General features: G+C 64.0%; 14 protein-coding genes. 5 read left to right on the top strand and 9 right to left on the bottom strand.

The window, feature by feature from the left end; translation table 11 throughout:
• Positions 1 to 268 precede the first annotated feature (268 nt).
• Positions 269 to 1,279, bottom strand: a complete 1,011-nt coding sequence (locus BUS42_RS35420; protein ID WP_074315078.1) for a TIGR01777 family oxidoreductase — start codon at positions 1,277 to 1,279, stop codon at positions 269 to 271.
• A 289-nt stretch (positions 1,280 to 1,568) separates the two neighbouring features.
• Here BUS42_RS35420 and BUS42_RS35415 point away from each other — a divergent pair, with 289 nt between their 5' ends.
• The 4 genes from BUS42_RS35415 to BUS42_RS35400 all read left to right on the top strand — a co-directional run bounded on the left by BUS42_RS35415 (position 1,569) and on the right by BUS42_RS35400 (position 6,222).
• A complete protein-coding gene (locus tag BUS42_RS35415) occupies positions 1,569 to 2,444 on the top strand; it encodes an ornithine lipid biosynthesis O-acyltransferase OlsI (protein ID WP_074315076.1) in 876 nt (291 codons plus the stop codon).
• Between the two features lie 407 nt (positions 2,445 to 2,851).
• Complete coding sequence (gene olsG / locus BUS42_RS35410) at positions 2,852 to 3,430, top strand: ornithine lipid N-methyltransferase (protein ID WP_074315072.1); 579 nt, start codon at positions 2,852 to 2,854, stop codon at positions 3,428 to 3,430.
• A gap of 1 nt (position 3,431) precedes the next feature.
• Positions 3,432 to 5,018, top strand: coding sequence for a lyso-ornithine lipid synthetase OlsH (locus BUS42_RS35405; protein WP_074315069.1), 1,587 nt, complete (start codon positions 3,432 to 3,434; stop codon positions 5,016 to 5,018).
• 283 nt (positions 5,019 to 5,301) lie between these two features.
• Positions 5,302 to 6,222, top strand: coding sequence for a M28 family peptidase (locus BUS42_RS35400; RefSeq protein WP_083671148.1), 921 nt, complete (start codon positions 5,302 to 5,304; stop codon positions 6,220 to 6,222).
• Between the two features lie 141 nt (positions 6,223 to 6,363).
• On the opposite strand, the gene BUS42_RS35395 is transcribed toward BUS42_RS35400, so the two are convergent.
• Positions 6,364 to 6,618, bottom strand: coding sequence for an ornithine lipid biosynthesis acyl carrier protein (locus tag BUS42_RS35395; protein ID WP_074315065.1), 255 nt, complete (start codon positions 6,616 to 6,618; stop codon positions 6,364 to 6,366).
• A gap of 31 nt (positions 6,619 to 6,649) precedes the next feature.
• Positions 6,650 to 8,236: an alkaline phosphatase family protein gene (locus BUS42_RS35390; RefSeq protein WP_254053998.1), complete on the bottom strand. Its 1,587-nt coding sequence runs from the start codon at positions 8,234 to 8,236 to the stop codon at positions 6,650 to 6,652.
• 284 nt (positions 8,237 to 8,520) lie between these two features.
• On the opposite strand from BUS42_RS35390, the gene BUS42_RS35385 reads away from it, so the two are divergent.
• Positions 8,521 to 9,255 (top strand): polysaccharide biosynthesis/export family protein, encoded by a 735-nt coding sequence (locus BUS42_RS35385; RefSeq protein WP_074315061.1) that lies wholly within the window; start codon positions 8,521 to 8,523, stop codon positions 9,253 to 9,255.
• A 273-nt stretch (positions 9,256 to 9,528) separates the two neighbouring features.
• Here the strand turns inward: BUS42_RS35385 and BUS42_RS35380 are convergent, their stop codons facing one another.
• The 6 genes from BUS42_RS35380 to BUS42_RS35355 form a co-directional block, all read right to left on the bottom strand.
• Positions 9,529 to 9,912: a (2Fe-2S) ferredoxin domain-containing protein gene (locus tag BUS42_RS35380; protein ID WP_074315059.1), complete on the bottom strand. Its 384-nt coding sequence runs from the start codon at positions 9,910 to 9,912 to the stop codon at positions 9,529 to 9,531.
• Positions 9,909 to 10,472 (bottom strand): cob(I)yrinic acid a,c-diamide adenosyltransferase, encoded by a 564-nt coding sequence (cobO, locus tag BUS42_RS35375; RefSeq protein WP_074315057.1) that lies wholly within the window; start codon positions 10,470 to 10,472, stop codon positions 9,909 to 9,911. The genes BUS42_RS35380 and cobO overlap by 4 nt, the downstream gene beginning before the upstream one ends.
• Before the next feature lie 72 nt (positions 10,473 to 10,544).
• Complete coding sequence (locus BUS42_RS35370; RefSeq protein ID WP_074315055.1) at positions 10,545 to 12,551, bottom strand: VWA domain-containing protein; 2,007 nt, start codon at positions 12,549 to 12,551, stop codon at positions 10,545 to 10,547.
• 8 nt (positions 12,552 to 12,559) lie between these two features.
• Positions 12,560 to 13,255 (bottom strand): VIT1/CCC1 transporter family protein, encoded by a 696-nt coding sequence (locus BUS42_RS35365; RefSeq protein ID WP_074315744.1) that lies wholly within the window; start codon positions 13,253 to 13,255, stop codon positions 12,560 to 12,562.
• A 26-nt stretch (positions 13,256 to 13,281) separates the two neighbouring features.
• Positions 13,282 to 13,677, bottom strand: a complete 396-nt coding sequence (locus tag BUS42_RS35360) for a hypothetical protein (protein ID WP_074315053.1) — start codon at positions 13,675 to 13,677, stop codon at positions 13,282 to 13,284.
• A 172-nt stretch (positions 13,678 to 13,849) separates the two neighbouring features.
• Positions 13,850 to 14,062: a hypothetical protein gene (locus BUS42_RS35355; protein WP_074315051.1), complete on the bottom strand. Its 213-nt coding sequence runs from the start codon at positions 14,060 to 14,062 to the stop codon at positions 13,850 to 13,852.
• Positions 14,063 to 14,084 lie beyond the last annotated feature (22 nt).

Genomic DNA, 14,084 nt, shown 5'->3' with positions numbered 1-14,084 from the left:
ACAGGGGACCGCTATGCATTACCCACAAGTGGGGGGGGCTGGCCCGGTGTCCAGCGAGGGTCATCGGCGCAAGTGCTTGAGAGTCCTCCAGTTGTGGCATCCAGCTCGGGCCACAGCCCCCTTCCGTAACCTCCGGATTGCTAACGACTTACGACTTGTGGGTAAGGCATAGCGGGGGACCGTGGGAACGAGTCGCGAGAGGCCTCCTCGCCCTGGATCGGGTCGTTGTTATTTTTGAGGAGGCGCGGGCTAGGCGACGACGGGGAGCTCAATGATGGTGGCCGGTGTTTGCGGCCGGGATTCGTTCGGGCTTCGGGGCGGCGGGAGGTTTGGCGAACAGGGCCCTCAGCGCGGTTTCGAGCGTGGGATACTTGAAGGAATAACCCAGTGCCAGCGCCCGGGTCGGGAGCACCTTTTGCCCCTTGGTGATGACGTCGGCCACCTCGCCGAGCACCGCTCTCAGGAGCGGGTCGGGAGGTCCGAATGGAGCGCAAGGCCGCCAGAGTGTTTTGGCCAGGGCTCGGGAGAATTCGACGTTGCGAACCGGGTTCGGCGCCGTGCCGTTGATCGGGCCGGACGCTTGCGGGTTGTCGAGCGCCAGGAGCAAGATCCCGACGATGTCATCAATGTGGATCCAGCTCATCCATTGCCGGCCCGTTGCCGGCTTGACGAGACTCCCACCATTGCCGATCGGTGCCGCGCCCAACGGGAACCACTTGAAGATCGGCGTCATGACGCCGAGCGCTCCGGCCCCTTGCTCCAGGACAACGCCAGTCCGGATCAGCGCGAGCCGCGTGCCCAAGGCCTCGACATGGTGAGCGGCCTCCTCCCATTCCCGGCAGACGACCGCCATGAAGTCCGACCCTGACGGGCTCTCCTCGGTCAGTTCGGTCTCGGCGGGCGTGCCGTAGTAGCCGATCGCCGAGGACTGAACCAGGACCTTGGGAGCGTGCTTCGCTTGCCCGATGGCGGCGACGAGGTTGTCGGTGCCGTAGACCCGGCTATCGCGGATCTTGCGTTTGACCTGCGCGTTCCAGCGCTCCTCGAAGATGTTATGACCGGCGAGGTTCACGACGGCGTCGCACCCGTCGACCGCGCTCTGCCAGATGCCTGAAGTCGTGGGGTCGCCCTGGACGATCTCACGGACGCGCATCGACGGGTCGCGGCGGACCTGGTCCGCATGTCGGGACAGGATCACCGGCTGATCGCCACGCTCGGCCAGCCGCCGAACCAGGTGCCGGCCAATCAGGCCGGTTCCCCCCGTGATGAACACACGCATCGTGAAGCACCTCGAATTCAGTGGAACGATCAGGCCGGTTGATTTTGACGCAAAAGTCCAAGCCGCTGGAACATCTTGTAGCGATTTCCCCGCGCTCGTCAAGCGGTCGCCACGCCTTCTTCACTTGTTCTACATGCCAGCCAATTTTGAGGTTACGCTCAGGAACCGGTTGGCTGCGCCGTCATTCGGATGGTATTCTCGAGGGCAGAGATCCCCAGAGGAAGTGGCGCCCGATTCCCTCCTCAAAAAAAACAAAAGCCACTTCGGAAACCGGGAGTCCTGGAGACCGATGAATCCAACCGTGCGGAAGTTCTTCGACCTCCCTCGACTGAACGCCTCCAAGAGGCCCGCCCCTCTCATCCTGGTCAATGGACTGGCCGAGCAGTCGGAAAGTTGGTTCGCCAACCGGACCCACTGGTCGAGACATTTCGACGTCAAGGTCCCCGAATTGCTGGTTTACGACGGCGACTCGCTGCATCGCAGAATCGATGCGGGCGGTGAGGTCACCGTCGACTATCTTACCGATCGGCTCGCGAACTTTCTCGATGAATACGTTCAGCGCCCGCCGTACAACCTGGTCGGGTCCAGCCTTGGCGGCCAGATCATTCTCACCTACGCCACGCGCTATCCCGAGAAGGTCGACCGATTGGCCTTACTCTGTCCCTCAGGACTCCACGGCGACGAGAACCTGCCGATGATGGAAGGGGTCCGGCGGAGCCAGTATGACACCCTCGTTCAGTCGGTCTTCCACCGCTCTCACTTCGCCAGCGAAGACCTCGTGGCCGTGATCGAGCGAAAGTTTCAGGACCGGAAGTGGAAGAAGGGGGTCCTGCGCACGCTCCGCGGGACCGTCGGGCATTCGGTCGCGCCACTCTTGAGCATGGTATCGCAACCGACTCTGTTGATCTGGGGCGAAAACGATCAGGTCATCGCCGACGTCCCGGGATCGATCCGCGCGGCCGACCAGATCCGCAACGTGCGCCAGGTGGTCATCCCGAAGTGCGGCCACGCTCCGCAGATCGAGAAGTCGCGGTTAGTCAACCAACTCGTCCTTCGATTCCTTCGCGGTCAGCTCGGGACGATCCCGCCCACGCTGATCCCGGCCCGGTTCTGGCCCTATCAAGTGAAGCGTCCGACGTCGACCGTCAGCCCCCAGAGCCGTTGATTCGCTCTTCATCGTCCGCTGATGCCTTGGAGCGGTTTACCCTCGGATGGCGCACGGATCATGGTAACTCGAATGCAATTGATAAATGTTTGTGCAAACCCGTTGTATAAATTCAGCCCCAACGGGGCGTCCAAAGGAAGCCCAGGGCAACGCCCTGGGGGCTCGGCCACGAGGATCATCAGCCCTGATAGGGCGACTTATAGGGTTACGCCTGCACGACCGAGATCACCTGGTTATCGCTCGGATTAGGACGCCCTTACAGGGCTTGTGAATGCGGACATGTCAATTTCCCGGGGCGTTGCCCCGGGCTTCCTTGGGCCACCCCGTTGGGGCTGAAAACGGCAGCAGCGTGCGCAACGCGTCAGCAAACCGCTGTAAGTCGCCCGTTCCTCTTACGTTGAGCACCGATGAAAGATTTCTTTCTGTTCCTCGGCAAGTTCTTCAAGCATGGAACGGCGATCGCCAGCCTGGCGCCAAGTAGTCCTTGGCTCTCGCGAACGACCGTGCGTAACATCCCTTGGGAGAGCGCCCGGGTCGTCGTCGAGTTGGGGGCCGGCACCGGTCCGATCACCAGGGTAATTGCCGATCGTGTCCATCCCGATTGCCGCGTCGTCGTGCTGGAGCGCGACCCCGACTTCGCTCGCCTGCTCCGCGAGCGCTTCGCCCACCGGGCCAACTTCGACGTGGTCGAAGGGGACGTTCGCGACCTCACCGAGATTCTCAAGCAACGAGGGATCGAACAGGTCGACTTCGTGGTCTCCGGCCTCCCTGTTCCGTCATTCCCGAAACCGCTGCAACGCGACCTCTTTCGAGTCGTCAAGCAGGTGCTCGCCCCGTCGGGAACGTTCAACCAGATCACCGAGATGCCGTGGGTCTATCAGCGGTTCTATCGTCGGTTCTTCGACGAGGTGACGTTCGTGTTCGAACCACGCAACCTTCCCCCGGCCGGTGCCTATTTTTGCCGTGGTGTGAAGGAAAGTTTCTGAGATGAGCCCGTTATCCCCGTTGGTATCCCTCGCCGGCTCCACTCCGATCCGGTCGGTGGTGAATCGCACGTTCCACTGGAATGCCCGCCGCCGCGTCCAGCAACTGGAGAGCGCCCACGCCACGCTCGTGCAAGAACAGATGCTAATGCGTCTGGTTCGTAAGGCCAAGGCGACGCGGTTCGGTCGCGATCATCAGTTTGGTTCGATCCGCTCGGTCGCGAACTTTCAAAACGCGGTCCCCCTTCGCAGTTACGAGGACCTCTGGCGTCAATATCTTCGGGATCAGTATCCGATCTTTGAGAACCTGACCTGGCCCGGGCGGATTCCGTACCTCGCCCTGACCAGTGGCACGACGCAGGGCGCCACCAAGTACATCCCCGTTTCGCGGGCGATGCTTGCGTCGAACCTGACGGCGGCCCGGACGATGGTGTCGTACCACCTCACGCACGTCCCGGATTCACGCCTCTTCCATGGCCGTCTTTTTTTCCTGGGGGGTTCGAGCGACCTCGAGCAACCCGCGCCGGGCGTTCGCCAGGGAGACCTGAGCGGGATCGCCTCCAAAGAAGTCAACGCGTTGCTCCGCCCCTATACGTTCCCGCCGCTGGAGCTAGCGCTGGAGCCGGACTGGGACCGCAAGCTCGCCCTGCTGGCTGAGCGAAGTGTGACGCAACCGATCACGCTCGTCGGGGGTGTTCCGAGCTGGCTGCTCGCCTTGTTTCAGCGTCTGCTCGAGCTCTCGGGCAAAACGACGATCGCCGAGGTCTGGCCCGGGCTCGAGGTCGTCGTTCACGGCGGCGTCAAGTTCGACCCTTACCGCGAGGCGTTTGCCAAGGTGCTTGGCAGTCCCGGGATCCGCCTTCAGGAGACGTACCCGTGCTCCGAGGGGTTCATCGCCTTTGGAGACCCGGCGACCGGCCACTTGCGCCTGTTGTTCGACCACGGGATCTTTTACGAGTTCGTGCCGGTCGACGAGCTCGAGTCCGAGCATCCCACGCGGCACTGGCTGGGGAACGTTCAGGTCGGCGTGAACTATGCGATCGTCGTGTCGACCTGTGCAGGGATGTGGTCGCACCTGATCGGTGACACGGTGCGGTTCGAGTCGGTCGATCCCCCGCTCCTGACGTTCACCGGCCGGACCAAGTACACTCTTTCCGCCTTTGGCGAGCATCTGATCAGCGAAGAGCTCGAGGCCGCGGTCGCGAGCGCCTCGGCCAGTACCGGGGCGTCGGTTCGGGAGTGGCACGTTGGGCCTGTCTTTCACGGCGCTATCGGCCATCATCTCTTCATCTTTGAGTTCCTTAATTCTCCTCATGACTTGCCGGCGTTCCGCCGCGCCCTTGATTCCGATCTCGCCGTGCGCAATGCCGACTACCAGGCTCATCGCGTCGCGGATGTCGGACTTCCTTTACCGGCCCTCATCGTGACCCGGCCGGGCGGAATCGACGCCTGGATGCGGTCGCGCGGCAAGCTTGGCGGCCAGCACAAGGTCCCTCGCATGGATAACTCGGGGAAGCTGACGAGCCAACTCGCCGAGTTTCTGGTCGCGCAGGGACAGGTTGAGCGGGAGTTGGCCCCGGGTGGGGCCTGATGGATTTCGGTTCATGGCAGAGAAGACACGTAGGGCTTCATTCGTTCATGCCTTGTGAGAATGGAATGACTTTATGAGCTCTCGGCGCCGTCAAATCCAACCGATCGCCTTTCCGCTGGTGAACTCAACTCAGTGTCTGGAGCCACGATTACTCTTGTCGGCGATGATCCAAGTCACTCCTGGCGAGCTCAACTCGACTTCCGGGAAGCCGCTCGAGCGAACGAAGATTCCTGTTCAACACCCAGGCCATGGTTTTGGTGGATTAAAAAATCGCAATTATTCGATGAATTTGAAGCAAGAACGGCTGGCGTCAGACTCTCAGGCCAGACTCCGGCCGAACCTGGCTCCTACGCCTGCGCCGATCAACGGGGCTCGGGCGTATGGCTACCTGAACCAGATCACCGAGCTGGGCCCGCGGCCGGCGGGTTCGGCGGCCAACACGCTTCAGCGACAACTCGTCACGCAGCAATTTGCCCGGAACGGGGCGGTCGTTCGCGAACAACCGTTTACAGGTGTCGACCCGTTGAGCGGGGCCAAGGTCGAGATGGCCAACCTGGTCGGATCATGGCATCCCGAGCGGACCGAGCGGGTGGTCATCGCCGCGCACTATGACACCCGCCCCTTTCCCGATCGGGAAACCGACCCGAATCTCCGCCAGGTCCCCTACCTTGGCGCTAATGACGGCGCATCGGGAGTGGCCCTGTTAATGGAACTTGCCAACCAGCTCGAGAACTTGCCGACGACCGTGGGGGTTGACCTCGTCCTGTTTGACGGCGAGGAGCTCGTCTACAACGAGAAAGGGGAGTATTTCCTCGGCTCGAAGGAGTTCGTGCGTGACTATCACGAAGGCATCGAGCAGGGGACAAACACCGATCGCTACAAGTCTGCGATTGTGCTCGACATGGTGGGGGGGAAGAACTTACAAATCAAGAAGGAGCCGTACAGTCTCCAGCAGGCCCCCACTCTGGTTCAGGATGTCTGGAAGGTTGCGCGTCGGCTCAAGGTTTCCGCATTTCGTAACAATGTCGGCCGCGCTGTGCTTGACGACCACGTGGCGTTGAGCAACGGCGGTATTCCGGCGATCGACGTCATCGACTTTGACTATCCGTACTGGCACAAGGCGCAGGATCGGCCCGAGAACTGTTCGCCCGCCAGCCTGAGGCAGGTCGGCCGTGTTGTCACCGGCTGGCTGGCCAAGAACTGAACCGTTGTCGAAACGAACGAAGCCCCGCCCCGATCGTGCCGCGGGACCGGCCAGGGGGCTCGGTGCGGGTTGGCCGGGAAGGGGCATGCGCGGTAGAAAAATGGCGATTGGCGTCGTTCGCGGGCGGCGGTTCGAACGAACTCAGGCCGCGCTCTTCTTTTCCTCGATCAATCGGACGATCTGTCCCACGGAGTCGAGGTTTTCGACGCCGGCCTCATGGGCCTCGATGGTCACGTTGAATTGTTCTTCGAGGAAGTTGACGAGCTTCAACGTGCTGATCGAATCGAGGATTCCACCGGTGATCAGCGGCGTCGTTTCGGTCAATTCGCCTGGGTCTTCGCCGGGGAGGAATTCGCTGAGGATGAACTGGTGGATGCTCGCCTGAATTTCGTTCATGGGGGCCTCGTGTGCAAAACGGGGGGAGAAGTCAATCGCACTCGGCGCCGAAGCCGGCGGCGAGGAGGGCCTCGAACCGCGGGTCGGGCTCGATGACGGGGCGGGCCCCGTAGCGAACATGCAGCGGGTTCTCGAATGCCTCGTGGAGGACGCGCCCTTCCATGCTCTCGGGGACCCGCAGGCCGAGCATCGTCAGCGCCGTGGGGGCGATGTCGTGGAGGTTGGCATGGAGGTGAACGCCAGGCTTGATGTCCGGGGCGTCGATCGCGATGATCCCGTCCATATAGTGGGTGGCGGGGAGGTTCGGGTCGGGCCTGAGGAGCTCGTTGCGGAGCGTCACACCCCACTTGGCCTGGGCCTGGTAGCCGTCGGCTGAGAGCGCGAGCACGTCGGGAAGCCCCTCGGCGGCTGGGTCGATCCCGTACCGTTCGGCCACGTCGAACACGTCACGAAACAAGTCGGCCCCGGTCTCGGGGTCGCGGGCGTCGCGACAGATCTCGATCACTTCAGCACGCACGCGTTCGGCGGCCGCCTCGTGTGGGACCACCGCTCGGTTCACGAACAGGCATCCGCTCAACTGGCCGAACGGGGCGTAAACCGCCGTTCGTTTCCAGTCGCAGCCGACTTGCCCTTCGATTGAGCGGGGCAAGCGACGACCCGCCCCGCCCGGGGCGCGTCGGGTCATCCAGCGATGAAACCGGTCGCCGAGCCGCTGCGCCCGGTACTTGAATCGAGTGCCGTACAACAGGCCGCGCTGAAGACCGGCCTGGCGCATCAGCCCATTGACATTCACCAGCGCCTTGCAAGGACCAAAGCCGTGGTCGGAGACCGCGACGACGGCGGCGTCGCGTTTCGAGGCCAACTCCATGAGCCGCCCCGCGCTGTCGTCGAGGGCCTTGAGGCAACTCTCGACCTCCACGTTCCAGCCTTTTTCCCGAACGCCCGTTTCGTCCACGTCGAGGTAGGGCCAGAGCCGGTGCTGGAGGCTATCGAGGTTATGGAAGTGGACCATCATCGCCGACCAGTCGGTTCGGGCGTCGGCCCGTTCCGCGGCCTCGGCCTGGGCGTGAAAGGTCGCCCGATTCTTCTCGGCCTGCGATTGCAGGTCCTCAAGTGTTCGGGGACGCTTCTTCCAGACGATCTTGTGCGTGTAGTCGGGGACCTGCTCGAAGATCTCCGCGGCGAAGTCGGGACACTGGGCGAATGCCCAGGTCAGGCCGGGCGCATCCGATCCGGCAACCACCACCCCGGGGACCTGGGGAGGAGGGTAGGTCATCGGCAAGTTCAGGCTCACGATCTCGCGACCGGCCGCGCCCAGGATTTGCCAGAGCGTCGGCACGCGAACCCGCCCCGCGTGATTCGAGCGAATGGTGCGGTCGGATGGATCCACGTAATAGAATTCGTGGATTCCGTGAGTGGGCGGGGTGCACCCGGTGGCAAACGAAGTCCAGGCCACGGGGGTGACCATGGGTTCGGATGACCGGAGTACGCCCGTGGCCGACCGTCGCCAGAGGGAGGCGAGGTTGGGCATCAGGCCCCGTTCGAATCCGGGGGCTAGGACGGACATGGTCCCGCCGTCAAGGCCGAGGAACAGGACCCGAGACGCGGAAGCCGGCATGGACGGTTGCCTCGGTGACCCCGGGTTTTGCCGCTCCCGCTCCATCGGGGGCCGCCAGCCGTTCGCGGCGGACAGGGACTACCGCCATGCGAGGGCCGAACTCCAGGTGGGTCGAAAGCTACTGCCTCCCGCCAATTTGGTCAATCCCGAGTTTGGGTCAAGTTGGCGGGCGATCGCTGCCGATGCAGGGGATGATGCCGACTCACGGTGGGGTCGGGTCCGCGCCGTTTCCGGACGAGCGGGCCATACACTGAGACGGAACGCCCGAATGAGAGTGCCGGCCGATGACCGCATGGACGCTAACGGGCTCTGAACGCCAATCGCGAATGCTCCTGCTCGGGGGGCTCCTACTGCTCCTGGCAGGCTGCCAGGGGTTCGGTAGCAAGCACGCTGCGAATCGGATTCCCCAATACGGGTGTATCGATCCGAACCAACCGCGCGAATTGCACATGGTGTCGTTGCCGGCTTACGTCGTCGAGCCCCCCGATGAGCTCGATATCGCCATCCGTCCGGCCGTTGCCGACCTGACGCTCAATACCGTTCCCGTGCAGGCTGACGGCAATATCGATCTCGGCTTCCTGGGTGACGTCTATGTCGCGGGCCTCACGCTTCCCCAGGTGGAGCAGAAGGTCGCCCTTCACATTGCGACCCAGCAGACCAAGACTAAGTCCGGTCGACCGCCCCAGGTCTCGGTCCGCCTGGTCAACGGCAGCTCCAGCAAGTTCTACTACGTGATGGGGACGGTGACGTCCCAGGGCAAGTTCCCGAGCACGGGGAACGACACGGTGCTCGACGCCATCATGACCGCGGGCCTCCGATCGAACAGCATGCCCGACAAGGCCTACCTCGTCCGGCCCCACCCGGCGGGCGGGCCCGACCAGATCCTCAAAATCGACTGGTTCGGGATCAAGGACCGGGGCGACACCTTGACCAACTACCAGGTCTTCCCCGGCGATCGCATCGTCGTCCCGGGCGGCAAGCCCCCAGGGCTGCTCAGCACCTTGCTCGGCGGCGGCTGAGCAGGGAGTTACGACCTCTCGAATCTGGAGGCCAGGAGCTCGCAGTGCCAATCGGTCCGACGACGCGCTGACTGGTTCCCTCACTTGGCAAAGGCTTCCCTGCCTGAAACAATGAGGGGAAGCAGCCTGAAATCACCGAACGAGTGCACCGATGGCGGAGCCCCGACCGCTGCGAAGGTAGGCGACCTGATCGCGGCGGAAGGGAACCTGGAAGGACCTACCTGATCCGCCTCTGAGCGGAGTTCGAGACGGCCGTCCGCTCCTATTGCGGACTTAGAATCGTTCGAAACGATACTGGTCCAACGATTTGGGCATCGGCAGGGCCGAACCCTCGGCGAGGCAGGCTCGCGCCCAATCGATGATCGCGTCGTAGTGGGCGTCACCGTCGAGTTTGCCATACCACTCGGTGCCTTGAGGCGTGACGACGACGGCAACGTTGGGGAGGTCGCACGGGCCGAGGCAACCTGAGATGGTGAGTTGAACACCTTTGTTGAGCTTCTCGGCTTTCCAGGTCGCCTTGAGTCGGTCGACGGGAACTTCCGGGAGGCCGCGTTCGGTTTTGCCGCAGCAGCACCCTTTGCAAAAGAGAATTTGCGCCGGGGGTTTGACCTTGGTTGTCAAGGGTGCGGCGGCGGCGGAGTCCTGGTCCTGATTCAAAATTCAATCCCCTGTTGGGCTTTGATCCCTGCTTTGAACGGGTGCTTGATGGGAACGATTTCGGAAACGAGGTCCGCGAGCTCGACGATCGCCGGCGGTGCGCCTCGCCCGGTCAGGACGACGTGGAGCCGCGGGTCTCGCGTCTTGAGGAATTCGACGACCACCGCCGGGTCGAGATAGCCGAGTTTCATGACGACGTTGATCTCATCAAGGATGACCATGTCGTAATCTCCCGAGCTGATCGCCTGCTTGCTGACCTCCCAGATCTTCGCCGTGGTGGCGATATCCTGCTCGGGGTTCTTGGTGTCCCAGGTGAATCCATCCCCCATCGGCAAGATCTGCATCTCGGGAGCGAGCTTGTCAGCCAGCTTCTTCTCGCCGGTCTTCCACTTCCCCTTGATATATTGAAGCATGAACACCTTGAAGCCGCTGCCCAAGGCGCGGAAGGCGAGGCCGAGCGCGGCGGTGGTCTTCCCCTTGCCGTCGCCCGTGTTGACGATGATCAGGCCCCGGCGCCGTTTCGGGTCGGGTCGTTCCGCTTCCTTCGTTTCGTCGGTCATCGTTGGTTGTCCTTACCCCATCGCTCGGAATCGAACCTTGGGATGATTGGCATTCGAGATCATGTGAGGCGATTAACCCGCGAACAGGGCCTTGCGGACGACGTCGGGGAATCGCCGTTCGCCCAGGGCGTCGAGGGAAAGGACCTCAGCGCCCCAGGCCCGTGCCAGTCGAGAGGCCAGCCCGAACCGAATGGGGCCCTCCTCGGTATCGATCACCAGTCCGGCCACACCGCCTTGCGCGAGTCGCCGTGCGAGCCCGGTGGCGTCCGCCTCGGGGTTTCCCCCGAGTTGGAGCGGGACGTTGCCCCGACCGTCGGTGAGCAAGACGACCAGGGGCGCAATCCCCGGCTCGCGGCGACGGACGGCCGCGATCGTGCGCTCGGCCAGGACGAGCCCATGGGCCAACGGCGTAAGGCCGCCAACAGGAAGTTCGTTCAGGCAGCGGGCCGCCACCCGGACGCTTCTTGTCGGCGGCAGAGTGAGCGTAGCGGACGTACCGCCGAACGCGATCAGGCCGACGCGTTCTCGCTTCTGGTAGGCGTCGATCAGGAGGGAGAGCACGGCCCCCTTGGTGCGGGCCATCCGTCGCCGGGCGCCCATCGAGCGGCTGGCGTCGACGACGAAGAGGACGAGATGCTGGGTCCGGCGGGCCCGAACCTTGTCGTGGAGGTCGGCCGCGTGAAGAATGAGCGGCTGATCGGTATCGCGTCCGCGAGCGACCTGCCAAGGAGCCGCGGCGCCAAGCGTTGCGGCGATCGCGGGGTCGTGCGCTCGGCCTTTCGGGACGGCCGCACGCACGAAGACGCCCTGGCGATCAGGGGCCGAAAGCATTCCCCGGCGCCCCGCGGTTGCGCGGCGGCTCCGATCGCGCGGCGGAGATAGCCGGGGCGTGAGCGGTGGACTCGCCGCGGGGATGACCTGGCTCTCCGGCTCGTTGTCCTCCCCTTGGGTCGACTCGGCCGAGGCCCGCGGCTCGTCGCGACGATCCTGGCTGGCGTAATACTCGTTGCGTGGGGGAACGGCGGGCCGTTCGGGACGCGGCGGCTCCTCACCCGAAGGGGGGGGAGGCGGTGGCGGAGGCGAACCGGTCGGGGGTGATCCGTGAGTCGTCCGCCGATGCGAGAGGGCGAGCTCGGCCACGGCCTCGATGTCTTCCGTCGTCACGGTCGTCCGACCGTCGTGAGCGGCCAGGGCCGTGGCCGCCTTGTAGATCGTCAGGTCGGCGCGGAGCCCGTCGGCTCCGTCGCGGGCGCAACGGGTGCAGAGCGCCTCGAGGATCGCGTCGGGGACGATCACGGAAGGCAGGAGCCGTTGCGCCTCGGCGATCCGGGCGCCCTCGCGTTGGTCGGCCTCGGCCCAGTGCGCGCGAAACCGGGCGGGGTTGGCCTCAAAGGCGAGGCGGCGGCGAACCACCTCGGCGCGTTGCCTGGGGTCGGTCATCGGCTCGACGTCGACGGCCAGCCCAAACCGATCGAGGAGTTGGGGGCGAAGGTCTCCTTCCTCGGGATTCATCGTGCCGACCAGGACGAATCGGGCGGGGTGGCGGAAGGCCAGGCCTTCGCGCTCGACGTGGTTGACGCCCATGGCGGCGGCGTCGAGCAGCACGTCGACCAGGTGGTCGCCGAGTAAGTTGACCTCGTCAATATAGAGTAGGCCTCGATGCGCCGCGGCGAGTAGGCCAGGCTCGAACGTGCGTCGACCGGTCGTCAGCGCGCGTTCAAAGTTCAGGCTGCCGACAACCCGGTCGTCGGTGGCGCCGACGGGCAGGTTGATGAGCGAAACCGGCCGGGGCACAAACTTCGCGTCGTCGGGAAGCGGCCATTCCGCGATCACTTCTCCAGGCGCACGACGAAACGGATCGTCCGGGACGACCTCGATGTTGGGGAGCAGGGCCGCCAGGGCGCGGACCGCGGTACTCTTGGCGGCCCCTTTCGACCCTCGGATCAGAACTCCCCCGAGGCCGGGATGGATCGCCGCCAGGATCAGGGCGAGCTTCATCGGCTCTTGCCCGACGATCGCGGAGAACGGATAAACGGTGTCGCCGACCGTGGCGGTTGCGGGTTTCAGAGCGTCAGTCATGCCGTCTCTCAGGAGAACATCTTCGCGATCAGGAACGCCGCGGAGGCGGCCAAGCCCCCGATCAGGGTGGTCTGAGCGGCGCTTAGCACCGGCTTGGTCCCGGTGAAACGCCCCTTGACGTAGCCGAAGATCATCAGGGCGGTCAGGGTCACGACCACCGAGCCAACCAGTGCCTGGCTCGGATTCTTCAATAGCATGTAGGGCGCCAGGGGGATCAGGCCCCCGACGATGTACGCCCCCGCGATCGTCGCCGCGCTGTTCAAGGCCCGCTTGGGGTCGGGTTCCTCCAGGCCAAGTTCATACCTCATCATGAAGTCAACCCATCCTTTTGGGTTGGCTTCAAACGCTTTGAGGATCGGGGCGATGGCCTCGTGGGAGAGGCCATATTCGCGGAAGAGCTCGGAGACTTCGGCCAGCTCGACCTCGGGTACGGTCTCGACCTCGTGCCACTCGCGTTTCTTCTCGGCGACGTAGTGCTCGGCGTCGCTCCGCGCGGCGAGGTAGCCTCCGAGCCCCATCGCGATCGAACCGGCCGCCACCTCGGCCAGCCCCGCGGTGACGATGATCGAGGTCACGTTGACCGCCCCCGAGAGGCCCGCCGCCAGCGCGAACGGAACGGTGAGGCCGTCGGACATGCCAATCACGACGTCGCGAACGAACTCGCTGGACGTGAAGTGGCGTTCAATATGGGGCGTCTGGGGCATCGTCGCTCGTTCCTCGGGAAAGGCCGTCACCACCACTCCCCGCAGGCACGGCGGGCGTCGCGTTCAAAATAGTTATCGAGATAATAGTGCTTGCCGCGAGACCATGCCCAGGCGCTCGCCAGGAAGTAGGCCGGGATGAACGCAATCCCCCAGCGCTCCACCTGCCGGACGTGGGCCTGTTCGTGAGCGCGGCACGAGTCAAGTGCACAAGGGTCGCGACCAATGATGACATGCCCAAGCGTCATGGCCGCGAACCGATTTCTTTCCGCGAACCACCGCGAAAAGCCACCGTGAAATTCCAGGGTCCCAAGCCGGCGCTGCACTCGACCCCCGGTCGCGAGCGTCAGCGCACCCGCCGTCAGGCCAACCAGCGTGGTGGGGGACGCCCAGACATAGGCGATAACACGCTTGGCTCGGATCATCGGGATTATCCGTGAGTTCGATCGATCGAAACGTGCGACTCCGTGTTCGACTGATTGTAGGGTAGGCTTCTGACTGCCATCGCTCAAGGTGGTGGCAGGAAGTCGATGATGTTGCGATGCCCACCTCCATCCGTCCATCCCTAAGCCATCGGATTCGCCCGTTTCGAACCGGTCAGGCGAATCGGTCGTTGACCACGGCCTTGGCCTCGCGCCGTCGTGCTGCCAGGAGCTCCGGCAGTCGGGTCGCCAGGACGGCGGTGCCGTAGGCCGAGGTCGCCAGGATCAGGCCGAGGGCGGCGAAGACGCAGACGTGCTGAACGACCCCGTGAGGGGAGAACTCACGGCCGAGGAGTTCGACGCCAACGTGGTGAGCAAACATAAACATTGGGATGTTCCTTGTCGGAATC

The organism is Singulisphaera sp. GP187, from assembly GCF_900129635.1.
Lineage (GTDB): Bacteria > Planctomycetota > Planctomycetia > Isosphaerales > Isosphaeraceae > Singulisphaera.
This window is presented reverse-complemented; position numbering and strand designations above follow the sequence as displayed.